Origin of the sequence: Rhodocyclus tenuis (assembly GCF_014197755.1) — a bacterium.
In the GTDB taxonomy this organism is placed as follows: Bacteria; Pseudomonadota; Gammaproteobacteria; order Burkholderiales; family Rhodocyclaceae; genus Rhodocyclus; species Rhodocyclus tenuis.
Genome location: NZ_JACIGE010000010.1, coordinates 58,239 through 80,285, shown reverse-complemented (window position 1 = coordinate 80,285; position 22,047 = coordinate 58,239). Strand labels below are relative to the sequence as shown.

Annotated in this window: 22 protein-coding genes; 9 read left to right on the top strand and 13 right to left on the bottom strand. The window is 65.9% G+C overall.

Features of this window, described 5'->3' with window-relative positions; translation table 11 throughout:
* Nucleotides 1-51: 51 nt before the first annotated feature.
* From GGD90_RS13230 to mltG, 5 genes are read right to left on the bottom strand one after another with little or no spacing between them, the layout of a single operon-like run.
* The gene (locus tag GGD90_RS13230; RefSeq protein ID WP_153117462.1) at nucleotides 52-825 is read right to left on the bottom strand and encodes a TatD family hydrolase; all 774 of its coding nucleotides are present in this window, start codon (nucleotides 823-825) and stop codon (nucleotides 52-54) included.
* 9 nt (nucleotides 826-834) lie between these two features.
* Nucleotides 835-1,215, bottom strand: a complete 381-nt coding sequence (locus GGD90_RS13225; protein ID WP_153117463.1) for a PilZ domain-containing protein — start codon at nucleotides 1,213-1,215, stop codon at nucleotides 835-837.
* An 8-nt stretch (nucleotides 1,216-1,223) separates the two neighbouring features.
* A complete protein-coding gene (gene holB / locus GGD90_RS13220; RefSeq protein ID WP_153117464.1) occupies nucleotides 1,224-2,282 on the bottom strand; it encodes a DNA polymerase III subunit delta' in 1,059 nt (352 codons plus the stop codon).
* The gene (gene tmk / locus GGD90_RS13215) at nucleotides 2,279-2,905 is read right to left on the bottom strand and encodes a dTMP kinase (protein ID WP_153117465.1); all 627 of its coding nucleotides are present in this window, start codon (nucleotides 2,903-2,905) and stop codon (nucleotides 2,279-2,281) included. Before tmk ends, holB begins: the two co-directional genes overlap by 4 nt.
* Nucleotides 2,902-3,915, bottom strand: coding sequence for an endolytic transglycosylase MltG (gene mltG / locus GGD90_RS13210; protein WP_153117466.1), 1,014 nt, complete (start codon nucleotides 3,913-3,915; stop codon nucleotides 2,902-2,904). Before mltG ends, tmk begins: the two co-directional genes overlap by 4 nt.
* Nucleotides 3,916-4,156: 241 nt before the next feature.
* On the opposite strand from mltG, the gene ygfZ reads away from it, so the two are divergent.
* The gene (ygfZ, locus tag GGD90_RS13205) at nucleotides 4,157-5,203 is read left to right on the top strand and encodes a CAF17-like 4Fe-4S cluster assembly/insertion protein YgfZ (RefSeq protein ID WP_153117467.1); all 1,047 of its coding nucleotides are present in this window, start codon (nucleotides 4,157-4,159) and stop codon (nucleotides 5,201-5,203) included.
* A 34-nt stretch (nucleotides 5,204-5,237) separates the two neighbouring features.
* A complete protein-coding gene (locus tag GGD90_RS13200) occupies nucleotides 5,238-6,119 on the top strand; it encodes an NRDE family protein (protein WP_153117468.1) in 882 nt (293 codons plus the stop codon).
* Nucleotides 6,120-6,188: 69 nt separating this feature from the next.
* On the opposite strand, the gene GGD90_RS13195 is transcribed toward GGD90_RS13200, so the two are convergent.
* From GGD90_RS13195 to GGD90_RS13180, 4 genes are all read right to left on the bottom strand, one after another.
* Entirely contained in the window at nucleotides 6,189-6,764 is a 576-nt protein-coding gene (locus GGD90_RS13195; protein ID WP_153117469.1) for a L,D-transpeptidase, read from the bottom strand.
* Nucleotides 6,761-7,225, bottom strand: a complete 465-nt coding sequence (gene tadA / locus GGD90_RS13190; RefSeq protein ID WP_153117470.1) for a tRNA adenosine(34) deaminase TadA — start codon at nucleotides 7,223-7,225, stop codon at nucleotides 6,761-6,763. Before tadA ends, GGD90_RS13195 begins: the two co-directional genes overlap by 4 nt.
* Nucleotides 7,226-7,338: 113 nt before the next feature.
* The gene (locus GGD90_RS13185; RefSeq protein ID WP_153117471.1) at nucleotides 7,339-8,280 is read right to left on the bottom strand and encodes a CysB family HTH-type transcriptional regulator; all 942 of its coding nucleotides are present in this window, start codon (nucleotides 8,278-8,280) and stop codon (nucleotides 7,339-7,341) included.
* Between the two features lie 219 nt (nucleotides 8,281-8,499).
* Nucleotides 8,500-9,507, bottom strand: coding sequence for a sulfate ABC transporter substrate-binding protein (locus GGD90_RS13180; protein ID WP_153117472.1), 1,008 nt, complete (start codon nucleotides 9,505-9,507; stop codon nucleotides 8,500-8,502).
* 351 nt (nucleotides 9,508-9,858) lie between these two features.
* Here GGD90_RS13180 and cysK point away from each other — a divergent pair, with 351 nt between their 5' ends.
* Nucleotides 9,859-10,833, top strand: a complete 975-nt coding sequence (gene cysK, locus GGD90_RS13175; protein ID WP_153117473.1) for a cysteine synthase A — start codon at nucleotides 9,859-9,861, stop codon at nucleotides 10,831-10,833.
* Between the two features lie 123 nt (nucleotides 10,834-10,956).
* Here the strand turns inward: cysK and GGD90_RS13170 are convergent, their stop codons facing one another.
* Nucleotides 10,957-11,952, bottom strand: coding sequence for an EAL domain-containing protein (locus GGD90_RS13170; RefSeq protein WP_153117474.1), 996 nt, complete (start codon nucleotides 11,950-11,952; stop codon nucleotides 10,957-10,959).
* A gap of 122 nt (nucleotides 11,953-12,074) precedes the next feature.
* Nucleotides 12,075-12,449, bottom strand: coding sequence for a hypothetical protein (locus GGD90_RS13165; RefSeq protein WP_153117475.1), 375 nt, complete (start codon nucleotides 12,447-12,449; stop codon nucleotides 12,075-12,077).
* A gap of 452 nt (nucleotides 12,450-12,901) precedes the next feature.
* Between GGD90_RS13165 and GGD90_RS13160 the strand changes: the two genes are divergently transcribed.
* The 3 genes from GGD90_RS13160 to corA all read left to right on the top strand — a co-directional run bounded on the left by GGD90_RS13160 (nucleotide 12,902) and on the right by corA (nucleotide 16,432).
* Complete coding sequence (locus GGD90_RS13160) at nucleotides 12,902-14,185, top strand: esterase/lipase family protein (RefSeq protein ID WP_221227774.1); 1,284 nt, start codon at nucleotides 12,902-12,904, stop codon at nucleotides 14,183-14,185.
* 270 nt (nucleotides 14,186-14,455) lie between these two features.
* Nucleotides 14,456-15,322 (top strand): EAL domain-containing protein, encoded by an 867-nt coding sequence (locus GGD90_RS13155; protein ID WP_153117476.1) that lies wholly within the window; start codon nucleotides 14,456-14,458, stop codon nucleotides 15,320-15,322.
* Nucleotides 15,323-15,466: 144 nt separating this feature from the next.
* Nucleotides 15,467-16,432 carry a magnesium/cobalt transporter CorA gene (gene corA, locus GGD90_RS13150; protein WP_153117477.1) on the top strand — a complete coding sequence of 322 codons (966 nt, stop codon included), beginning with the start codon at nucleotides 15,467-15,469 and terminating at the stop codon, nucleotides 16,430-16,432.
* Nucleotides 16,433-16,455: 23 nt separating this feature from the next.
* Here the strand turns inward: corA and GGD90_RS13145 are convergent, their stop codons facing one another.
* Nucleotides 16,456-17,853 (bottom strand): phenylacetate--CoA ligase family protein, encoded by a 1,398-nt coding sequence (locus tag GGD90_RS13145; RefSeq protein ID WP_228273777.1) that lies wholly within the window; start codon nucleotides 17,851-17,853, stop codon nucleotides 16,456-16,458.
* A 320-nt stretch (nucleotides 17,854-18,173) separates the two neighbouring features.
* On the opposite strand from GGD90_RS13145, the gene GGD90_RS13140 reads away from it, so the two are divergent.
* Genes GGD90_RS13140 through GGD90_RS13130 form a run of 3 tightly spaced genes read left to right on the top strand, consistent with a single transcriptional unit; the run spans nucleotide 18,174 to nucleotide 21,667 of the window.
* Nucleotides 18,174-19,538: an O-acetylhomoserine aminocarboxypropyltransferase gene (locus tag GGD90_RS13140; protein ID WP_153117479.1), complete on the top strand. Its 1,365-nt coding sequence runs from the start codon at nucleotides 18,174-18,176 to the stop codon at nucleotides 19,536-19,538.
* The gene (locus tag GGD90_RS13135; protein ID WP_228273778.1) at nucleotides 19,535-20,401 is read left to right on the top strand and encodes an alpha/beta fold hydrolase; all 867 of its coding nucleotides are present in this window, start codon (nucleotides 19,535-19,537) and stop codon (nucleotides 20,399-20,401) included. The genes GGD90_RS13140 and GGD90_RS13135 overlap by 4 nt, the downstream gene beginning before the upstream one ends.
* A gap of 9 nt (nucleotides 20,402-20,410) precedes the next feature.
* On the top strand, nucleotides 20,411-21,667 hold the full coding sequence (locus GGD90_RS13130) for a trans-sulfuration enzyme family protein (RefSeq protein WP_228273779.1): 1,257 nt from the start codon (nucleotides 20,411-20,413) through the stop codon (nucleotides 21,665-21,667).
* Between the two features lie 55 nt (nucleotides 21,668-21,722).
* Here the strand turns inward: GGD90_RS13130 and GGD90_RS13125 are convergent, their stop codons facing one another.
* Nucleotides 21,723-22,046, bottom strand: coding sequence for a MerR family transcriptional regulator (locus tag GGD90_RS13125; protein WP_153117480.1), 324 nt, complete (start codon nucleotides 22,044-22,046; stop codon nucleotides 21,723-21,725).
* Nucleotide 22,047: the final 1 nt, after the last annotated feature.

Below are 22,047 nucleotides of genomic sequence, written 5' to 3'. Positions count from 1 at the left end.
CGGGCAGGTGTCTGAGCGCAAGAGTCCAGCGGCGTCAAACGGGACATCGACTCAAACTCGCTTGGCTGCCTTGAAAAGACGGAAAAAATTGTCGGTCGTCGCCGTCGCCAGCTCGTCCAGCGGAATGTCGCGCAGACGGGCGATCTCTTCGGCAACGTGGCGCACGTAGCCCGGCTGGTTGATCTTGCCGCGATAAGGCACCGGCGCCAGATAGGGCGAGTCGGTCTCGACCAGCAGACGGTCGAGCGGCACGCGTCTGGCGACGTCCTTCAACACCAGCGCGTTCTTGAAGGTGACGATGCCTGAGAGCGAGATGTAGAAGCCGAGATCAAGCGCGGCGCTGGCGATTTCCCAATCCTCGGTGAAGCAGTGCATGACGCCGCCGACGCGGTCGGCGCCCTCTTCGCGCAGCAGGCGCAAGGTATCCGCCGCCGAGTTGCGCGTATGCACGATCAGTGGTTTGCCGCAGCTGCGGGCGGCGGCGATGTGCTGGCGGAAGCGCTGGCGCTGCCACTCTGGCTGGTCCTTGTGCCAGTAGTAGTCGAGACCGGTCTCGCCGATGGCGACGACTTTCGGATGCGCCGCCAGCTGCAGCAGCGCGTCGACGTCGGGCTCGGCGGCGGTTTCGTTGTCCGGATGCACGCCGACACTGGCAAAAAGCTGCGCGTGTGCCTCGGCAAGCGTCAGGATGCGCGGCAGGTTTTCGAGATTGACGCCGACGCAGAGCGCGTAAGCGACGCCGTTCTCCTGCATCAGGGCAAGGATCTGCGGCAGGTTTTCGGCGAGTTCGGGAAAATCGAGGTGGCAGTGCGAATCGACAAGCATCAAGAGGCTTTACAAGGTGTGGGTCGGCCGGCTCGACTGCATTACGCCGCCAAGCAGGCCCTCGATCTTGCGCCGCGCTTCGATCCCTGCTTCGTCCTTGTTGAAATGCACGCCGACGCCTTGCGCGCGGCCGTTCTGCGCGCCAGCTGGCGTGATCCAGGCGACGACGCCGGCAATCGGCAGGCGCGTCGGATCTTCCATCAGCGAGAGCAGCATGAACACCTCGTCGCCGATCTGGTATGGACGCGAGGTCGGGATGAAGATGCCGCCGTTGCGCAGCAAGGGCATGTAGGCGGCGTACAACGCCGACTTGGAGTTGATGTTCAGCGACAGCACACTCGGCCGCGCGGCGGCGGCTTTGGGCGAGGCGTGGGCTTTGGCGTCGGACATCGCGTGGCTCATATCCCGGAGAAGATCGCCGCGTAGCCCATGAAAACGTCCTCAAGGAAGAGACGGCTGTTCAGGGGCTGCTCGGCTTGCGAACGGTATTGTATCGCCTTCGCATTGAACGCCAACAAGCGTCGAAGTTCGGCCGTTTTCGCCAGACGCTGCAGGGCCGGCTGCTCGCGGATGAAATGCCGTGCCGGCTGCCCGGCCTGCGCCAGCGTCAGGTCGCACAGCCAGTGCTGCAGCCAGACGACCAGCCGCGACAGCGCTGCCGGCGCCTTTTCCGCCTTGACGACGCGATCGAGCGCTGCCGCTGCATTGAGTGCATCGAGGCGATCGCCACGACTGAGTTCACCGACCAGCGCGTCGAGCAACTCGCGGTCGCCACCGCCTTCGCTGTCGCCCATGGCCACGGCGCGCAAGGGCGCACCACCGGCGAGGGCCAGCCAGCGCTCGGCGTCGTCGACGCCGGCAGCGCGTAGCCAGGCGCTGGCCAGGCTTGCTTCCGGTCGCGCCACCGGCACCACCTGGCAACGACTGCGGATCGTCGGCAGTAGTCGTGCTGGCTCACTTGAAACCAATAAAAACAAAACACCTGCCATCGGTTCTTCAAGCGACTTGAGAAGTGCGTTCGCCGTCGCCCGGTTCATCGCCTCGGCTGGATTGACGAGAATCACGCGCAAGCCGCGACGGTGCGCGCCGACGTGCAGGAAGTCGTCGAGCGCGCGCACCTGATCGATGGTGATCTGCGCGCTCGGCTTGCGGCGAGCGCTTTCACCCTCGCCTTTGCCGCTTTCCTCATCGGCCGAATCGTCGAGCGCCGCCGGCTGCAGCAGACGGAAGTCCGGATGATTGCCCTGCGCCAGCCAGTTGCAGGCAGCGCAGCGGCCACAGGCCTGCCCTTCCGTACTGCCGTCCGTACGCTCACAGAGCAGGAGTTCGGCAAAAGCGCGCGCCAGTTCGAGCTTGCCGATACCGCGCTGGCCGGTAAACAGCAGCGCGTGTGGCAGCTGCGCGCGCCGCGCCAGCAGCCGTTTCCAGGTTTCAGCGTGAAGGTAAATAATGTTCATGAACAAATATTTGCGATCGTTTGTTCAAGTTCTTTACGAATATCTGCCGGCGTCTGATTGGCGTCGACCACGTGCATGCGCTGCGGCGCCGCCACCGCCCGTTCGAGATAGGCGTCGCGCACACGCTCGTGGAAATCGGCGCGCTCCTGCTCGAAACGGTCGAGGCCGCGCGCCTGCGCCGCGATGCGTCCCTGCGCGACGCTGTGTGGCAGGTCGAAGAGCAGTGTCAGGTCGGGCTGCAGATGGCCATGCACCCATTGCTCGAGCTGCGCGAACTTGTCGCGGTCGAGGCCACGACCACCGCCCTGATAGGCCCAGGTGGCGTCGCTGAAACGGTCGCAGACGACCCAGTCGCCGCGCGCCAGCGCCGGTTCGATCAGTTGCGCCAGATGTTCGCGTCGCGCCGCGAACATCAGCAGGGCTTCGGTTTCCAGATGCATCGGCTCGTGCAGCAGCAACTCGCGCAGCTTTTCGCCGAGCGGCGTGCCGCCCGGTTCGCGCGTGGCGACGACGTGCAGGCCGCGCGCGCGCAGCAAGCCGACCACATACTCGATCTGGCTGCTCTTGCCGGCACCGTCGATGCCCTCGAAGGTGATGAAGCGACCGCGCTGGCTGGCGTTCATCGCGCACCGCCCTTCTGGTAGCGCGCCACCGCCGCGTTATGTTCGTCGAGCGTGTGCGAGAAAGCGCTGCTGCCGTCGCCGCGGGCGACGAAGTACAGCGCACGGCTGTCGGCCGGATGCAGTGCGGCGCGAAGCGCGGCGAGCCCCGGCATGGCGATCGGCGTCGGTGGCAGGCCGTTGCGCGTGTAGGTGTTGTAAGGCGTGTCGGCAACGAGATCGCGGCGGCGCAGATTGCCGTCGAAGCGTTCGCCAAGACCGTAGATCACCGTCGGATCGGTCTGCAAGGGCATTCCTGCGCGCAGACGGTTGACGAAAACGGCGGCGATCATCGGCCGGTCGGCGTCGCGCCCGGTCTCCTTCTCGACGATCGACGCCATGATCAGCGCCTCGTACGGGCTGCGATAGGGCAAACTCGATGCCCTGCCCTCCCATTCCTGCGTCAGGTGCCGCTGCTGCGCGCGCCAGGCGCGCGCCAGGATGTCAATGTCGCTGGAACGCTTGGCAAACGAGTAGGTGTCGGGGAAGAACAGCCCTTCGGCGCTGGCGACGGTAAAGTTTGCCGGCGCGCCGACGCGGCGCAGCAGTTCGGGGTCGCTCAGTCCGCGCGAATCGTGGCGAATGTCCGGATGCGCATCGAGGCGCTCGCGCATCTGGCGCAGCGTCCAGCCCTCGATGAAGGCGATGTCGGTCTGCGTGACGTCGCCGCGCGTCAGTTTGGCGAGCAGCTGACGGGCGCTGACGGCCGAGTCGAGCGCATAGCTACCGGCCTTGATCGAGGTCTCGGCGCCGCTGAGCTTGCCGAGGGCGACAAAGACATTCGCGTCGATGGCAATGCCGGCCGCGTTGATCTGCCGGGCGACCGCGCGCAGGCCGCTGCCTGACTCGATCTCGAACTCGAGCGGCGTGCGCGGCAGGTTCAGCGGCGACGACACCAACCAGTAGAAAACACCCGCCAGCGCGGCCAACAGCAGCACAGCGAGAAGGATGAGGTTTTTGAGCGTTCTGAGCATCGGTCCGGCGCGGCGGCCGCGAAGGCGGAAAGAAGGGGAATCAGCCAAAACGGCTGGAATGACCGGGCTTCGGGCAGTCGAATGGCTTGCCCGCAGCGGCGCATATAATAGCCCATCCGCCGGAACTGGCACCTCCCGTACCGGTCTGTTCCCGCTGACTTGTTGTGCTGCGCCGCAGCGATGGCGCAGCAACAGATCCAACCCGCCAAACTGTTTCTCAAAATCCGAAAAGAAAACCGCGATGACTCATTCCGACTGGCAAGCATTCCTTGGCGCCGCTGGCGCCCGTATCGACAACGAACAGATCAGCGACTTCGGCGACCTCGCCGGCGAACTGCGCGCGGCGCGTGACGCGACGGTACTGGTTCCGCTGACGCATCTCGCGCTGATCGCCTGCACCGGTGAAGACGCGAGCGACTTCCTGCACAACCAGCTGACCAGCGACGTCCGTCATCTCGCCGATGGCGCGGCGCAGCCAGCCGCCTGGTGCACCGCCAGGGGGCGCATGCTGGCCAGCTTCTTCCTGCTGCGCGACGGCAGCACCTACACACTGCGTCTGGCGGCCGATCTGGCGCCGGCGATTGCCAAGCGCCTGCGCATCTACGTGCTGCGCTCGAAGGTGAAAGTCGAGGAAGGCGCCGCCGGCGCTGAACGCATTCAGCTCGGCCTTGCCGGTGTTCAGGCAGAAGCCGCGCTGAGCGGTGCCGGTTTGCCGGTGCCGACCGCCGATCTGGCCATTGCCGCTTTTGCGTCCGGCTGGGTGTTGCGTCTGGCCCCCGGTCGCTACGAAGTCGCCGTCGACGCGTCCGCCGCGCCAGCCACCTGGCAAGCCCTGGCGAGCCTTGCCAGGCCGGCGGGCAGCCCGGTCTGGCGCTGGCTCGACATCCGTTCCGGCTGGCCGCTGGTCACGGCGGCGACGAGCGAGGAATTCGTTCCGCAGATGGCCGATTTCGACCAGTTGGGCGGCGTCAGCTTCAAGAAGGGGTGCTATCCGGGGCAGGAAGTGATCGCGCGAACGCACTACCTCGGCAAGATCAAGCGCCGCCTGTTCCGCCTGCATGCGGCGACGCCCCTCGTCGCCGGTCTCGCGCTCTGGTCGCCGGACAGCCCCGAGCACGCCTGCGGCATGATCGTCGACGGCACACCGGCGCCGGACGGCGGTTTCGATGCGCTGGCGGTAGTCCAGGACAGCTCCGCCGAGCGCGCTTCGCTCAAGGTTGGCGGCGTTGACGGTGCCGACGCGGCGCTGTCGCCGCTGGCGCCGCTCGCGGCGAACGCTTCCACCTGACACGCGCCGATCTGCACCTGCCTACAGCAGCGCGATGTGCCTGATCGTTCTTGCCTGGCAGGCGCATCCCGATTACCCGCTGCTGGTCGCCGCTAACCGCGACGAGTTCTTCGCCCGGCCGAGCGCCGCAGCGGCGTTCTGGGACGATGCGCCGGCGGTATTCGGCGGCCGTGACCTGCAGGCCGGTGGCAGCTGGCTGGGAATTACCCGGCCTCAATCCATCGACAGCGCTTCACTGCTGGCGCCGGCGGATTGCGGCGCGGACACGGCGCGCGCCAGCCGCGCCGGCAAATCGCAGCAGACTGCCTGGCGCCAGGGTTTTGCCGCGCTGACCAACTTTCGTGAGTTGGCCGCGCCGCCAGCCGCTGCACCATCGCGTGGCCGCCTGGTTGCCGATTACCTGCGCGCTTTTGCGCGGGGAGACGAGTCGGGAAAATGCTCCGCCGACGGCTATCTCGCAGCTCTTGCGCCGCAGCTGGCCGGCTATGGCGCCTGCAACCTGCTCGTCGGCGACGGACAGCGACTTGGCTACTGCAGCAAGCGTGGCGGTGCAACCCGCTGGCTCGCGCCCGGCATCTACGGCATCTCCAACCACCTGCTCGATACACCATGGCCGAAGCTCGCTACGGCGAAGGCAGCATTCGCCGCTGCCCTGCCCGCCTTGCCCGCACTCGATCCGTTCTTTGCACTGCTCAGGGATGAGAAAATCGTCGCCGACGAGCATCTGCCCGAGACCGGTGTTTCACGCGAGTGGGAACGGCGACTGTCGGCGATCTTCGTGCGCTCGCCGGCTTACGGAACGCGCGCGTCTACGCTGATCGCCGTCGGCCGCGACGGCACGACGCGCTTCGTCGAACGCAGTTTCGGCCCGGGTGCAGAAATCATCGGCGAAGTCGATACGGTCTTTGGCGTCTGAGGTCGCTGCCGATCGGCAGCGGCGCCAGGCAGCAGGAGGCCTGGCTGCTTCGGCGCCGCCAGCGCGCAATCAGTCGATCAGCACTGGCAGATAAGGCGGCACCCGCTCGAACAGTTCGACGATGTCGGCGTTGCGCATGCGGATGCAGCCGTGCGAAGCGGGGATTCCCATCGGCGCCGAGTCCGGGGCGCCATGGATGTAGATGTAGCGGCGCATGGTGTCGACTTGGCCGAGCCGGTTGCGGCCGGGCTCGCAGCCCGACAGCCAGAGGATGCGCGAGAGAATCCAGTCGCGCTGCGGGAAGGCTTGCGCCAGTTCCGGCGTGTAGATCTCGCCGGTCGGCCGCCGGCCGCGGAAAACGGTGTTTTCGGGCATGCTGGCGCCGATGCGCGCGCGCACGCGATGCCAGCCGCGCGGCGTGCAACCGCTGTCGATGCACTCGCCAGGGCCATTGGCCGCGGTCGACACCGAATAATTGGCAAGCGTACGACCGTCGGCGGCGAGCACATTCAGGGTCTGCTGCGCCAGCGAAATGAACAGGCTGGCCACCTCGTCGGCCTTGTCAGCGGGCCCAGCGACTGCCGGTGACGCCGGAAGCGCTGTCGCTGCCCTTGCGCGAGCGTCATCGGCGGCGGCCTCGCTCATGCGCTGGCCCGCTGCGCCCGGCGTGCGGCAAAGAAAGCCGAAAGCGCACGACTGCACTCCTCGGCAAGGACGCCGCCTTCGACCGAGGTGTGGTGATTGAGCCGTTCGACGGCGAAGAGATCGACGACGCTGCCGTGCACGCCGGTTTTCGGGTCGCGCGCGCCATAGACCACGCGCGCGATGCGCGCATGCAGGATGGCGCCGGCGCACATGGCGCAGGGCTCGAGCGTGACGTAGAGGGTGGCGCCGGGCAACCGGTAGTTGCCGACGCGCCGCGCGGCATCGCGCAGTGCGGCAATTTCCGCGTGCGCCGTCGGGTCGCTTTCGCCGATCGGCGAATTGAAACCGCGGCCGATGATTTCGCCATCGCGCACGATGATTGCGCCGACCGGCACCTCGCCGAGGCATTCGGCGGCGTTCGCCAGCGACAGCGCTTCGCGCATGTAGTATTCGTCGTTCATCTGCGGAATTCTACCGAAGCCCAGGCCATGCCGGGCACGCGACAGCGCTGATGCAGGCAAGAAGCTGTCGCCGGAGAAGCCGGCCAGCAGCTCGCCGGCAGCTCCGGCGAGGCTCAGCCCTCGCCGTTGATCGGCTGCTTGATCGCCGCCTTGACCACTTCTTCACTCAGTTCGGGGGCGATCTTCTCGATGAAGGCGTAGGTGTAGGCACGCAGGAAGTTGCCGCGGCGCAGCGCCAGCCGCGTCGTGTTCGGCGGGAACAGCCCCTCGGCGGTAATCAGCGCCAGTTCGCGGTCCTTGTCGGCGTCGTAGGCCATCGCCGCAACGATGCCGATGCCGAGATCCTGCGCGACATAGGTCTTGATCACATCGGCGTCGATCGCCGACATGACAATATCGGGAACGATGCCGGCGGCGGCGAAGGTTTCATCGATATGCGTGCGGCCGGTGAAGCCTTCGTGATAGGTGATGATCGGGTATTCGGCGATCGCCTCGAGCGTCAGCGGCGCCTGCCGTTCGAGCAGCGGATGCCCATGCGGAACGACGATGGCGTGGCTCCATGTATAGCAGGGGAAGGTCACCAGCCCGGGAATCTGGTCGAGCAGTTCGGTGGCAATGCCGATGTCGGCGGTGCCGCTTTCGAGCATGTCGGCGATTTCGCGCGGACTGCCCTGATGCAGCGCCAGATGTACTTTCGGATAATCGGCCTTGAACCACTTGATGACGCGCGGCAAGGCATAGCGTGCCTGCGTGTGGGTGGTAGCGACAACGAAGTGCCCGGTTTCGCGGCTGGCAAACTGGTCAGCGATGCGGCGCAGGTTCTGTGCATCGATCAGCATGCGATCGACCACCGAGGCGAGTTCGACGCCCGGTTGCGTCAGGCCGAGCAGACGCTTGCCGCGGCGAACGAAAATCTCGACGCCAAGTTCGTCTTCAAGGTCGCGGATATGCTTGCTGACGCCTGGCTGCGAGGTAAACAAGGCGTTCGCCACCTCGGTGAGGTTGAAGTCCTGGCGAACCGTTTCGCGCACGATGCGCAGTTGCTGGAAGTTCATTGCTTTTTCCCCTGTGCCGTGCCGGATTCAGGTTTCGACATTCACCGCTCCGGCATCTTGCAGAGCAGTTTAGGGAAAGTCGCTTATAGCATCCAATAATTAGTGATTATCTTGTTAGCGCTTATCGTTATAAACAAACATTCGGACGACATGAAAAAGGGCGGACGCTTTGCCGCGTCCGCCCCTCTGATGCCAGCGTTGCAGCTGGCCTGCGCAGTCCTAGCGCCGGCCGGACAGATAGATCTGGTCGAAGACGCCGCCTTCCGAGAAGTGCGTCTTCTGGGCGGTACGCCAGCCACCGAAGACGTCGTCGATGGTGAACAGGTTCACCTTGCCGAACTGCTTGGTGTACTTCGCGGCAACCTTGGCGTCGCGCGGGCGGTAGTAGTTCTGCGCCGCCAGATCCTGGCCTTCCGGGGTGTACAGGTATTCGAGGTAGGCCTGCGCCACCTTGCGCGTACCGTGCTTGTCGACGACTTTGTCGACGACGGCAACCGGCGGTTCGGCGAGGATCGACAGCGACGGCGTGACGATATCGACCTTTTCCGGGCCGAGTTCCTTGACCGCCAGATAGGCCTCGTTTTCCCAGGCAATCAGCACGTCGCCGATGCCGCGTTCGACGAAGGTGATGGTCGAGCCGCGGGCACCTGAATCGAGTACCTTGACGTTCTTGTACAGCTGACCGACGAAATCGCGCGCCTTGGCGTCGTTGCCGCCCTGCTGTTTCAGCGCAAAGCCCCAGGCGGCCAGGTAGTTCCAGCGCGCGCCGCCGGAAGTCTTCGGGTTCGGTGTGATGACGCTGACGTCGGCGCGGACGAGGTCGTTCCAGTCGCGGATGTTCTTCGGGTTGCCCTTGCGCACGAGGAAAACGATGGTCGAGGTGTAAGGGGCGGCATTGTGCGGCAGACGCTTCTGCCAGTCGGCGGCGATCAATCCCTGGTCGGCGATGGCATCGATATCGTAGGCCAGCGCCAGCGTGACGACGTCGGCTTCAAGACCGTCCTTGACGCTGAGCGCCTGCTTGCCGGAGCCGCCATGCGACTGTTTGACAGTGACGTTGTCGCCGGTCTTGGCTTTCCAGTACTTGTTAAAGGCGGCGTTGTAGTCCTGATAGAGCTCGCGCGTCGGGTCATACGATACATTGAGCAGGCTGACGTCGGCAGCGACTGCGGCGCCGGAGAACATGGCCGCGGCGGCGAGGCCGGCGACGATGGCTTTGAGTTTCATGGAAGCTCCCGTGGATGGATGAAGGCAGGCGGAGTGTATGAAGCGGTCGCACCAGTCCGAACGAACGAATTCTTATTTGCTTATCGCACTGGCGATCGATACATATTCACGAAAGCGCCCACCAGCGTAATCAGCCTGCGCAGGCACTCCCGCGCGCGACCGCCTGCCCGCGCGGCGTCCACTGCCGGCCTGCCCGGCTTATCGCTGCCTGATCTGTCGATATGAATATTTCGTCGTAAGCCTCACTTCCGGCACGCATAAACTCGCAGTTGCACACGGTGACGTAAGCTTGCCCGATTGCCGGACATCGCCACCCTACCGCCCGAAAGTCCGATTTCACAGGAGAGATTCATGGCGCTTTACCAGAACAATGCACAGTCGATCGGCAATACGCCGCTCATCCGTCTCAACCGCATCACCGACGGCGCACAGGCGACCGTTTTCGCCAAGGTCGAAGGCCGCAACCCGGCTTACTCGGTCAAGTGCCGGATCGGGGCCTCGATGGTTGCCGACGCTGAAAAGCGCGGCCTGCTCGGCCCCGGCAAGGAACTGATCGAACCGACCAGCGGCAACACCGGCATCGCGCTGGCTTTCGTCGCAGCCGCGAAGGGCATCCCGCTGACGCTGACCATGCCGGAAACGATGAGCATCGAACGGCGCAAGCTGCTCACCGCCTTCGGTGCCAAGCTGATCCTCACCGAGGGCGCCAAGGGAATGGGCGGCGCCATCGCCCGCGCTGAAGAGATTGCAGCGTCCGATCCCGGCCGCTACGTCCTGCTGCAACAGTTCAAGAATCCGGCCAACCCGGCGATCCACGAAGAGACGACCGGCCCGGAAATCTGGAACGATACCGAAGGCAAAATCGACATTCTGGTGTCCGGTGTCGGCACCGGCGGCACCATCACCGGCATCTCGCGCTACATCAAGGGCACACAAGGCAAAGCGATCACCTCGATTGCCGTCGAGCCCGCGGCCAGCCCGGTGTTGAGCCAGCGCGTTGCCGGCGAACCGCTGAAGCCCGGACCGCACAAGATCCAGGGGATCGGCGCAGGCTTCGTTCCCGATGTGCTTGACCTGTCGCTGGTCGACGCGATCGAGCAGGTCAGCAACGAAGACGCCGTGCTCTTCGCCCGCCGTCTGGCGCGCGAGGAAGGCATCCTCGCCGGCATTTCCTGCGGCGCCGCTGCCGCTGCCGCGGTGCGTGTCGCGCAGCGCCCGGAAAACGCCGGCAAGACCATCGTCGTCATCCTGCCCGACTCGGGCGAACGCTACCTGAGCTCGATCCTGTTCGAAGGCATCTTCGACGCCGCGGGTCTGGCGGTCTGAGTCCAGACGCCCGGCGCTTGCGCCGGACGAGCGCAAGCTTCCGCGTTTCAAGCGGTTCAGCTGTAACACACCAAAATCCCGACATCACCCAGTGATGCCGGGATTTTTCTTGCAGGCAGCCGCTCAGCCAGCGTTGGCGAGCGATTCGGCGGCCAGCCTGGCGCACGGCAGGGGAGCTGTCTGTGCCGTCTGCGCCGAGTCGACGCGTAGCGGCAAAGGAATGGAATCGCCGCTGCGGCACTCCACCGCCGGTCGGCCGAGCAGATAGCCCTGCAGCGCATCGGCGCCGCTATCGCGGGCCAGCTTCAGTTGCTCCTGCGTTTCGATACCTTCAAAGACCGTGAGTGCGTCGAGTTCGTGAATGATGTCGACCAGCCGCGGCAGGGTTCGCCGCACCCGGTCGTTGTCGCTGGCAGTGACGATCAGGCTGCGGTCGAGCTTGACGATGTCGGGCTGCAATTGCCATAAACGGTCAAAGTTCGAATGGCTGCGACCAAAATCGTCGATGGCGATGCGGTAACCGCGGCGCTGGTAGTTGGCGAGCGCCTTCTGCAAGGCAGGCAGGTCGTCGACGCTGCTTTCCAGTATTTCCAGCACGACGCGCTCGGGCGTCAGCCCGCAACGTCTGAGCACCGACTCGAAATACGATCCGTGATCGCCGCTCACCTCCAGCAGATGCCGCGGGTGGATATTGAGAAACAGATCACCCTGCTGCTCACCCCGGAACTGCTGCTGCCAGCTGAAGTTGATGGTGTGCAGCGTACGGCAGAGACGGTCGAGATGAACGATGTCACCGCGCTCACCAGAACGCGCAAAGACCTCCTCGGGCGATACCGCTTCTTCGCCGCCGCCGCGCCTGCCCTCGTCGCTGGCCATTCCGCTGCGGCGCCAGGGACGCAGCAGGGCTTCATGGCTGATCAGTCGGCCATTGCCGGCGTCGAAGATCGGCTGAAAGACGCTGTTCAGGCGCAGATCTGCAACGTGGGCGACAATCTGCGCGTCGGCACGCGCGAAACGGGTTTCCGCAGAAGCGGCATTCGCGATCGGCGAAGTCGAAATCCCCGTTCTGGCGGCGCGGTAGAGCGAATTGAAATGCTCAAGCAGATCGGCGGGCGACATACCGGCTTTCGTACATGGTCAGGAAAGCCAATGTACCGGGTGACGGGTAGTGACCGAAATAAGGAATTCATCCGTGCAAATGCGTGCCCCGTATATGCCGGGAGCCTGATCTTGCGCAGCGCTCAGCCCCGCTCGTTTTTCTTGTGTACGGTGTAACCATGGCGGCGCAAGAGACTGATCGCCTGCTCGATGTCCGGGCTGCACTTGCGCAAGTTCTGGCGGAGCGCGGCGGGTCGCGCCCTGGTCAGCGGGTAACCGTGCGCTTCCAGCCAGAGAATGATCGTCGCCAGCCCCTTGCTGCCGATGCCTTCGGCCTGTTGCAGGCGGCGATGGCCAAGCGCCGCTACCTCTTCGGGCGAAAACCCCGAACGACCGAAGATCTTGCACAGCGCGTTGCGCTGCAGCGTCGGCAGGGCCGTTGCCGCTTGCGGCACACGTGCTTCGCCGCCGCCGGCGCTCGGCGTCGACGGGCAACAGGCGCTCAGATCCTTGTCCATTCCTGAGGGGGTGCGCGCATACGGCCTAGTCGCAGCACGCTTGCGCCGGGTGCGCAAGGCCGGCCAGACCGCGCGGTCGCAGCTGGGGTGCCAGCGGCGCCGTGCTCGGTGCGGCACATGGCTTCGACCGGCTGTTTCCGGCGCCGCCACGCAACGACATTGCAGCAATGATTCGACAGTTCATCGACGACTCCCGCGCCGCCAATGGCGCTTGTTCGAGGCGTCAGCGTAGGTAGTGACGAGGCAAAAACGAACAACGATTTATTCATAACGATATGGCATGCCGGCACAAGCGGCAGCAAAAAATGCCGGGGCAAGCGGCAACAGTCCTTGAGCACCACCGCGAACGACAGGCCAATGAGCAGCGCCGGCCAGGCGAGCATCTGGTCATGCGCCGGCGCCGCTTTCGCTTATGATGGCGATTGCCTGCAAGCAAATGATCGGGCGGCAAAATGGGCAGCAAAAACGAGAACTCGCAGCGACTTCTTCCGGCAAGGCTCCCCGCCAAACCAATCCGGCCGGCGGCGATGGCCGACGACCTGCGCGGCGCCAGCCAGCTGCTGATCGACGCGGTCAAGGGCGTCACCGATATCGTCGAGACAATGCACGCGACCATCGTCCGCGTTTCGCCGCCGGTCGGCGAGGGGCCGACGGGGCGAACGCGCGGCATATCCGGGCTGGTCTATCGCAGCGTGCGCGGTGTCACGCACGCGGTCGGCGTCGGGCTCGACAACGCGCTGGCCGGCCTTGCGCCCCTGATTGGCAGCAGTCATTCGTCGCCACGTCGCGAAGCGCTGCTCGCCGTGTTGAACGGCGTACTCGGCGACTACCTCGTCGCCTCCGGTAACCCGCTGGCGATTCCGATGCAGCTGCGCCGAAACGGCCAGCCACTGCGGCTCGAGCGACAGGCACTGGCTGCCGACTGCACACCGGCCAGCCCTCGCCTGCTGGTGCTCGTACACGGCCTGTGCATGGGCGATCTCGGCTGGCAACGCGCCGGACACGAGCACGGCGAAGCGCTCGCCCGCGATCTTGGCTACAGCGTCCTGCATCTGCGCTACAACAGCGGCCAGCACATCTCGAGCAACGGCCGCGAATTCGCGACGCTGCTCGAGCAGCTCGTGCAGGCCTGGCCGCTGCCGGTCGACGAACTGGTGATCCTCGGTCACAGCATGGGGGGACTGCTCGCCCGCAGCGCCTTTCATTACGCACAGCAGGATGGCCTGAAATGGCCGGGCCTCCTGCGCAAACTCGTCTTCCTCGGCACGCCGCACCACGGCTCGCCGCTCGAACGCGCCGGCAGCTGGGTCGACCTCGTTCTCGGCCTCAGCCCCTATTCCGCCCCGTTCGCCCGGCTCGGCAACATCCGCAGCGCCGGCGTCAAGGATCTGCGCCACGGTAACCTGCTCGATGAGGACTGGCAGCGGCACACCGCCTCTGCCCAGCACAGCGCGGGACATCTGCGTGACCGGCGCACGCCGGTACCCTTGCCCGCAGGCGTACGCTGCTACGCGATCGCCGCGAGCAAGCAGGCGAAACCGGCAGCGCCCGGCAAGCGGCTCGCCGGTGACGGACTGGTGCCGGTCAGCAGCGGCCTCGGCCAGCACAAGGAACAAACCCTGACGCTGCCGATCCCGGAGACGCAGCAGTTCATCGCCTACCGCCTGAACCACTTCGAACTGCTCAGCAGCGAAGAGGTTTACGCGCAGATTCGCAGCTGGCTGAAAGAACCCTGAGCAGCGAACAACGGAACGCCTGCGGGCTGGAAACGGCCGCCATGGCGGAGAAAGCAGAGAAGCGCCAGCTTTTCCGCCCACCGCTCGCCGGGCTGCCCACCAATTCGGCGAAAGGGCGAGGACCAAGTCGGCACCACTATCGATATGCCTCAATGACGATATGCAAGGATCGAAATAATCTTTGTGCCTTCGTCCGTGCGGACCTACTCTTACGGCATTGTTTGTCGCCGCGGGTCGTCTGCCATTGCGCACGATCCGGAAGGAACTGCCATGCCGCTCACCGATCTCGTCCGTCATCTCAACGCCCGCAACACTGCTGGCGAAGGTTTCCGCATGCATGCTCCTTTCGTCGCCACGCCGGGTGGCGAGGTGCAGCTGCATTTCGCCGGACTGTGCGTCGAATCGCTGTTTCTGCCGGTCGTCGATACGCGGCACGGACGTGCGCACGGGCACGCGGCAAGCTTGCGCGTCAGCGGCCTGACCAGCGGTCAGCCAGTGGCTGCCGAAGCCGTCTTCCTCCTGCCGGGCAATGACGCCGAGTTCATCCAGCTCGACCGGCTGGTGCGCACGCTGCATGCACTCAACTATCTGACGCAGCGCATCCGCGGCAACCTGCTGCTCAACGTTCATCCACGCCACGTCCTCAGCGTCAGCGACGATCACGGTCTGGCCTTCGAGGAAATCCTGCGTCCTTGCGGCCTGCTGCCGACCGAGATCACGCTCGAGATCGACGTCGCCGGCATGAGTACCGAAACGCATGTGCAGCGCGACTGGCAGGCGCACCTCATCCGTGCCGTCGGCAACTATCGTTCGCGTGGCTACGGCATCGCCTTGCGCGGCATCGGCCATGACCGTTCCGACCTGCCGCTGCTGCGCGCGCTGGCACCGCAGATCATCCGTCTCGACCCGCCCCTGCTGGCCTCGGGGCTGCCGCTCGGCAGGCTGGTCGCGCCGCTGCGCAATCTCGACGCCCGCCTGCTGATCGACGGCGCCGGACTCGCCGAGCATGCCGGCGCCAGCCACTGGGGCGATATCGATCTCGTTCAGGCGGCGGCGCTCAACAAACCCTTCCCTGCCGTTGCCGGCGACGCCCGCAACAACGGTTTTGGCCGTTACTTGCAGCGTTCGGCCGCCTGAGCAATCCCGGGCGCGGAGCGAACTCCGCGCAGAAAGCTTATCGTCCGCAGGCGATTCCGCTAAAGTGCGACGGGTTCGCCGCGCTCGCCGCGGCGCGGGACTCCCCGCAATCCCACGGACACCAGGCTTCGGAGATTTGCTCGCATGCTGATCAACTGCGCCGCCTACCAGGAAGGCGCCAAGCTTCAAGATATTTCGATTGCCGCCATCAGCGATTACGTCAGTCAGCCCGACTGTTTTGTCTGGGTGGCGCTGTGCGATGCCGACGACGCCGAACTGGCCGAGATGCAGAGCGAGTTCGGACTGCACGAACTGGCGGTCGAAGATGCCCGCCACGGCCATCAGCGTCCGAAGATCGAGGAATACGGTGATTCGCTGTTCGCCGTCATGCACCTGATCGAACTCGAAGGCGACGAGCTCAACGTCGGCGAGGTCAATGTCTTCGTCGGCGAGAACTACGTTCTGTCGGTGCGCAACCGCAGCCGCCGCGGCTTTCTTGGCGTGCGCGGACGCTGCGAACGCGAACCCGAGCTGCTGCGCCAGGGGTCCGGCTTCGTCTTCTACGCGCTGATGGACGCGGTGGTCGACCGCTATTTTCCGGTGATCGACGCGCTCGAATCCGAACTGGAACTGGTCGAGGAACAGATCTTCGCCAAGGGCGCGGCCAGCTCCAACATCGAGCGGCTTTATGAACTGAAGCGCAAGGTGATGACGCTCAGACACGCCGTCGCACCGCTCACCGAGGCGGCGAGCAAGCTCACCAGCGGCCGCGTGCCGCACCTCTGCGCCGATTCGCAAGCCTACTTCCGCGACGTCGTCGACCACCTCTATCGCATCAACACCTCGATCGACGCCATCCGCGACACCATCGGCACCGCCATCCAGGTCAACCTGTCGCTCGTCACCATCGAGGAAAACGAGGTGAACAAGCGGCTGGCCGCCTGGGCCGGGATATTTGCCGTCGCCACCGCCTTCGCCGGCATCTGGGGAATGAACTTCGCGCACATGCCCGAGCTGCAATGGGAGTACGGCTACCCGATGGCGCTGGCGATCATCGCCGCGACCTGCGGCTTCCTCTACTACCGCTTCAAGCGCGCCGGCTGGCTGTAGTCCACCCGCCGGCGCAAACAGGCTCAGCCCCAGACGCCCTGCCGCTGGTCGTCGACGCGCTTGGCCTTGTGCGTGGCGCGCGGCAGCGTATCGGGCGGCAGGATTTCAACGCTGGCCGAAATGCCGACGATCGACTTCAGCTGATGGCTGAAGCGCCCGGCCAGTTCGGCATCGGCGTCGGCCGAAGCTTCCGCCGCCGTGCGCTCGATCTGCACCGTCAACTGGTCGAGGTGATCGACGCGGCGGACGATCAGCCGGTATTCGCCGGTCAGCGCATGGTCCTTGCGCGCAATTGCTTCGACGTCGCTCGGGAAGACATTGACGCCCTTGATGATCAGCATGTCGTCGAGCCGGCCGTGCACACCAAGCATGCGCTGCGAGGTGCGGCCGCAGGCGCAGGGCTCCGAGGTAAACGAGACGATGTCGCCGGTGCGGAAGCGGATCATCGGCCGTGCCGACTTCTTCAGCGTCGTCAGCACCAGTTCGCCGCGCTCGCCTTCGGCCACCGGCTCGCCGGAATCGGGGTCGATCACTTCGACGTGGATGTGATCCTCGGCCCAGTGCAGGCCGTTGCGCTCTTCGCACATGCCGGCGCAGGAACCGAAGATGTCAGAGAGGCCGTAATAGTCATAGACCGACGCGCCCCACAGCGCCTCGATACGGTTGCGCGTCTCGGGAATCGAGCCGCCGGGCTCGCCGGCGACGAAAATGCGCCGGATCGACAGATCGCGCGCCGGATCGATGCCCTGCTTGATCGCCGTTTCGCCGAGATACCAGGCGTAGGAAGGCGTCGTCCAGATGGCCGTCGCCTTGAACTGCTGGATGATCGCCAGCAGGCGGTCGGAAGGCAGCGTGCCGGCGTGGATCGACAGCGCGCCGAGCTTCTGCGCGCCGAGCACGCAGGGGCCGCCGACGAACAGCGAGAAATTCAGCGAATGCGCGTAACGGTCTTCTGGCCGCAGGCCGGACGACCAGAACTGGCGGGCTTCGTAGTCGATCCAGTCGTCGAAGTCCTGCTGCGTGAAGGGCGACGCTGTCGGCACGCCGGTCGAGCCGCTGGAGGCCGAGATATAGACGATGTCGCGTTCGGGAACGGCGCAGATGTCGCCGAAAGGCGGCATCGCCAGCTGGCGGTCGCGGACGACCTTCTTGTCGATGAACGGGAAACGACGCAGGTCGTCGAGCGTCTTCAGCTGCGACGGATGCACGCCTGCCGCGTACCAGGCGGCGCGATAGTACGGCGAGCCGAGGTAGGCATGCTGCAGGTGTGATTTCAGCGAGGCGAGCTTGAGACGCTCCCAGCTTTCGCGGCTTTGCGTTTCGAGCGCCGCGTCCCAGTAGCGCGAGTCGCGGCCGGAATGGGGATGCGGCACAGCGGTGCTCGCCGAATTTGGCGACAACAGGGCGGAAGCGATGACCACGGCAGGCTCCTTCAAGGCAGGAATCGTCCGGCGCATGGCGCCGGAACCGCCCCGAACAGGGGCGACAGGCTGAATTCTGGAGAAGCCGCCGGCCGAATCGAACGAACCAGTTCTGCTAAGCTATGCAGGCGATTGCATATGCCAGGATGTACCGATCGTCGCCAGCCGACGGCACGATTCCGGCGCGGCAGAAGGCCGTTTCGGGAATGAACTCATCAGCATTGCTTCGTGGACAAGACGCTTTCGCCGCATCAATCTGCGCGACGCCCCAGGCCGCCAGCGGCCGCCCCACAACTCCGTCCAAGGACCGACACCCGGCAATGAGCTACAAATTCGACACGCTGACCCTGCACGCGGGCCAGATACCCGACAGCCAGTTTGGCGCGCGCGCGCAGCCGATCTACCTGTCCACGTCCTTCGTCTTCAAGGACGCCGATCAGGCCGCCGCGCTGTTCAACATGGAGCGCGCCGGCCACGTCTATTCGCGCATATCCAATCCGACCAACGCCGCGCTCGAAGAACGGATCGCCGCGCTTGAAGGCGGTGTCGGTGCGATCGCCACCGCCTCGGGACAGGCGGCGCTGCATCTCGCGATCGCCACCCTGCTCGGCGCTGGCAGCCACATCGTTGCCAGCCGCTCGCTCTACGGCGGATCGCATAATCTTCTTGAATATACGCTGCCAAGATTCGGAATTGAAACGACTTTCGTAAATCCACGCGACCCCGCCGCGTGGCGCGCGGCGATCCGCCCCGAGACGCGCCTGTTCTTCGGCGAGACGATCGGCAACCCCGGCCTCGACGTGCTCGACATCCCTACCGTTGCCGCCATCGCGCACGAGCATGGCCTGCCGCTGCTGGTCGATTCGACGCTGACGACGCCCTGGCTGCTGCGCCCCTTCGAACACGGTGCCGATCTGGTGCTGCACTCGGCGACCAAGTTCATCGGCGGTCACGGCACCGTCGTCGGCGGCCTGCTCGTCGATGGCGGCCGCTTCGACTGGGCGGCCAACGCCGAACGCTTCCCGACGCTGACCGCCCCCTACGCCGGCTTTCACGACATGGTGTTCGCCGAGGAATCGACCGTCGGCGCCTTCCTGCTGCGTGCGCGGCGCGAGGGGCTGCGCGATTTCGGCGCCTGTCTGTCGCCGCTCTCCTCGTTCCAGCTGATGCAGGGCCTGGAAACCCTGCCCCTGCGCATGGCACGGCATGCCGAAAACACCCGCCGCGTGCTCGATTTCCTCGTCGCCCAGCGCGACAGCAGCGGCACCATCGCACAGGTGGTTCACCCCGAACTGCCGGAGCATCCGGACCACGCGCTGGCCGCCCGCCTGCTACCGCGCGGCGCCGGCTCGATCATCAGCTTTGCGCTCGCCGGTGGCCGCGAAGCCGGCCGCGCCTTCATCGAGGCGCTGAAGGTCTTCTCGCATCTGGCCAACGTCGGCGACGCCAAGTCGCTGGTCATCCACCCGGCGTCGACGACGCATTTCCGCATGTCCGACACGGCGCTCGCCGCCGCCGGCATCGCGCCGGGAACGATCCGCCTGTCGATCGGCCTCGAAGACGCCGACGACCTGCTCGAAGACCTCGGCCGCGGCCTCTATGCCGCCGCCAAGGTCGGTGGCAGCAGCGCGACAAAGTCCAGCAAACCGGCTGCGTCTGCTGCCTCGCCGAAGCGGGAGGCATGATGGAACTCCTCGTCAGCGGCGAAACCGCTTACTGCTACACCGGCGGACGGCCTTTCCACGCGCACGCGCCGAGCTTTCCCCCGGCAGCGCCGGTGCATGCCGCCGGACCGGCCGCGGCGGCGCCGGTCGTTGTCTTCATCCACGGCGCCGGTCAGGACCACAGTTGCTGGAACCTGCAAAGCCGCTGGTTCGCGCACCATGGCTTCGCCGTGCTGGCGCCCGACCTGCCCGGCCACGGGCGCAGCGGCGGCACACCACCCGCCAGCATCGAAGCCGCCGCCGACTGGATCGTCGCACTGCTCGACGCCGCCGGCGTGGCACACGCCACGCTCATCGGCCACAGCATGGGTTCGCTGATCGCGCTCGACGTCGCCACACGTGCCGCGCCCTGGCGCATCAGCCGACTGGCACTGCTCGGCTGCTCGCTGCCGATGCCGGTGTCCGACGGCCTGATCGCCGCCGCGCGCGACGACGAGCCGGCGGCCTGGCAGATGATCAACGACTGGTCGCACTCGCCGCGCGCGCACGTCGGCGGCAACACCGTTCCCGGCGCCTGGATGCTTGGCGCCAACCGGCAGCTGATGGCCAGCCAGCGCACCGGTGTGCTGCTCGCCGGGCTCGACGCCTGCCGGCGCTATCAGGCCGACGCCACACCGGCCTCGCCACCGCTGACCTCGCTCGCCTGCCCGGTGCTGGTCATTGCCGGCGCCGCCGACCGCATGACACCGGCGCGCGCCACCCGCGAACTCATTGCCCGCCTGCCCGGCGCGCAGCTGACGACGCTGGCCGGCGCCGGCCACTCGCTGATGGCCGAACAGCCCGACGCCGTCCTCGACACACTGCGCGGATTCATTTCTCAATAGAATAAATACATGAAAAACAAAATCCTGAACAGCAAAGCTCAACAAGATTCTCAGCAGGTGCCGTCCTACCTCGAGCACATCGCCGCGCTCGACATGCAGCACCTCGACTTCGCCACGCGCGTCATCCACGCCGGCCAGTTCCCCGACCCAGCGACCGGCGCCGTGGTGACGCCGATCTACGCCAACTCGACCTTCGTGCAGCAGAGCCCCGGCGTGCACGGCGGGCTCGACTACGGCCGCTCGCAGAACCCGACGCGCTGGGCGCTCGAACGCTGCGTCGCCGACCTCGAAAGCGGCGCGCAGGGTTTCGCCTTCGCCTCGGGGCTGGCGACCATCGCCACCATCCTTGAGCTCTGCGAAACCGGTAGCCACGTCATCGCCGGCGACGACCTCTACGGCGGCACCTACCGCATGTTCGAGCGCGTACGCCGGCAGAGCGCCGGGCTCGACTTCAGCTTCGTCGATCTCGCCGACCTCGACGCCGTGCGCGCCGCGATCCGCCCGAACACGCGCATGCTGTGGGTCGAAACGCCGACCAACCCCTTGCTGCGCCTGGCTGACCTGCAGGCGCTGGCAGCGCAGTGCCGCGAACACAACATCATCGCCGTTGCCGACAACACCTTCGCCAGCCCGGCGCTGCAGCGGCCATTGGAGTCCGGCTTCGATATCGTCATGCACTCGACGACCAAGTACCTGAACGGCCACTCGGACATCATCGGCGGCATCGCCGTCGCCGGGGGCGAGCCGCATCAGGCGGCGTGGCGCGAGCGTCTGGCTTTCCTGCACAACGCGCTCGGCGCCATCGCCAGCCCCTTCGACAGCTATCTGGTGCTGCGCGGCATCAAGACGCTGGCGCTGCGCATGGAGCGGCACTGTGCCAACGCGCTCGAACTCGCCGGCTGGCTGGAGCAGCAGCCGGGCGTGGCGAAAGTGATCTACCCCGGCCTGCCCTCGCACCCGCAGCACGAACTTGCCAGGCGGCAGATGAGCGGCTTCGGCGGCATGATCGCGCTCGAACTCGCCACCGACCTCGCCGGCACGCTGCGCATGCTCGACCGCTGCGAGGTGTTCACGCTGGCCGAAAGCCTCGGCGGCGTCGAAAGCCTGATCGAGCACCCGGCGATCATGACGCACGCCAGCATCCCGCCGGAACAGCGCGCCGCCATCGGCATCGGCGATTCGCTGCTGCGCCTGTCGATCGGCGTCGAGAGCGTCGACGACCTGCGCCGCGATCTGGCCGGCGCACTGGCGGCGCTGCGCGACTGAGGCCAGGGTCAGCGGCGCGCGCCGTGGCGTGCGCCGCTGACGCTACCCGCGCGGATCAGCTGCCGCGCGACTCGCTGAAGCCGGCAGCACGCAGCTGCTGGCGGAGTGAGCGGACTTCCGCCTGCAGATCGGCCACCAGCGCCGCGAGTTCGGGCTCGGCGGCAAAGGCGCGCTCGAGCTGTCGCAGGCAACGGGCTCGCGTCAGGTCGTTGCTGCTGAAGCGCCAATGGCTGACGCCGAGCGAGCCGTCACCGAGAAAGCCGGCCTCGACATGCTCGACCACCCAGCGGGTGTCGACCGCGCAGGCCCGCGCCAGCTCTTCCAGCGTCAGTGCCGCCTCATCAAGCACCACGCCGACGACGATTTCAGTGTGCGTCATG

What these genes read in the sequence shown, in the direction of transcription:
- GGD90_RS13230 (WP_153117462.1), bottom strand. Translation starts at nt 825, where the DNA reads ATGCTTGTCGATTCGCACTGCCACCTCGATTTTCCCGAACTCGCCGAA.
- GGD90_RS13225 (WP_153117463.1), bottom strand. Translation starts at nt 1,215, where the DNA reads ATGTCCGACGCCAAAGCCCACGCCTCGCCCAAAGCCGCCGCCGCGCGG.
- holB (WP_153117464.1), bottom strand. Translation starts at nt 2,282, where the DNA reads ATGAACATTATTTACCTTCACGCTGAAACCTGGAAACGGCTGCTGGCG.
- tmk (WP_153117465.1), bottom strand. Translation starts at nt 2,905, where the DNA reads ATGAACGCCAGCCAGCGCGGTCGCTTCATCACCTTCGAGGGCATCGAC.
- mltG (WP_153117466.1), bottom strand. Translation starts at nt 3,915, where the DNA reads ATGCTCAGAACGCTCAAAAACCTCATCCTTCTCGCTGTGCTGCTGTTG.
- ygfZ (WP_153117467.1), top strand. Translation starts at nt 4,157, where the DNA reads ATGACTCATTCCGACTGGCAAGCATTCCTTGGCGCCGCTGGCGCCCGT.
- GGD90_RS13200 (WP_153117468.1), top strand. Translation starts at nt 5,238, where the DNA reads ATGTGCCTGATCGTTCTTGCCTGGCAGGCGCATCCCGATTACCCGCTG.
- GGD90_RS13195 (WP_153117469.1), bottom strand. Translation starts at nt 6,764, where the DNA reads ATGAGCGAGGCCGCCGCCGATGACGCTCGCGCAAGGGCAGCGACAGCG.
- tadA (WP_153117470.1), bottom strand. Translation starts at nt 7,225, where the DNA reads ATGAACGACGAATACTACATGCGCGAAGCGCTGTCGCTGGCGAACGCC.
- GGD90_RS13185 (WP_153117471.1), bottom strand. Translation starts at nt 8,280, where the DNA reads ATGAACTTCCAGCAACTGCGCATCGTGCGCGAAACGGTTCGCCAGGAC.
- GGD90_RS13180 (WP_153117472.1), bottom strand. Translation starts at nt 9,507, where the DNA reads ATGAAACTCAAAGCCATCGTCGCCGGCCTCGCCGCCGCGGCCATGTTC.
- cysK (WP_153117473.1), top strand. Translation starts at nt 9,859, where the DNA reads ATGGCGCTTTACCAGAACAATGCACAGTCGATCGGCAATACGCCGCTC.
- GGD90_RS13170 (WP_153117474.1), bottom strand. Translation starts at nt 11,952, where the DNA reads ATGTCGCCCGCCGATCTGCTTGAGCATTTCAATTCGCTCTACCGCGCC.
- GGD90_RS13165 (WP_153117475.1), bottom strand. Translation starts at nt 12,449, where the DNA reads ATGGACAAGGATCTGAGCGCCTGTTGCCCGTCGACGCCGAGCGCCGGC.
- GGD90_RS13160 (WP_221227774.1), top strand. Translation starts at nt 12,902, where the DNA reads ATGGGCAGCAAAAACGAGAACTCGCAGCGACTTCTTCCGGCAAGGCTC.
- GGD90_RS13155 (WP_153117476.1), top strand. Translation starts at nt 14,456, where the DNA reads ATGCCGCTCACCGATCTCGTCCGTCATCTCAACGCCCGCAACACTGCT.
- corA (WP_153117477.1), top strand. Translation starts at nt 15,467, where the DNA reads ATGCTGATCAACTGCGCCGCCTACCAGGAAGGCGCCAAGCTTCAAGAT.
- GGD90_RS13140 (WP_153117479.1), top strand. Translation starts at nt 18,174, where the DNA reads ATGAGCTACAAATTCGACACGCTGACCCTGCACGCGGGCCAGATACCC.
- GGD90_RS13135 (WP_228273778.1), top strand. Translation starts at nt 19,535, where the DNA reads ATGATGGAACTCCTCGTCAGCGGCGAAACCGCTTACTGCTACACCGGC.
- GGD90_RS13130 (WP_228273779.1), top strand. Translation starts at nt 20,411, where the DNA reads ATGAAAAACAAAATCCTGAACAGCAAAGCTCAACAAGATTCTCAGCAG.
- GGD90_RS13125 (WP_153117480.1), bottom strand. Translation starts at nt 22,046, where the DNA reads ATGACGCACACTGAAATCGTCGTCGGCGTGGTGCTTGATGAGGCGGCA.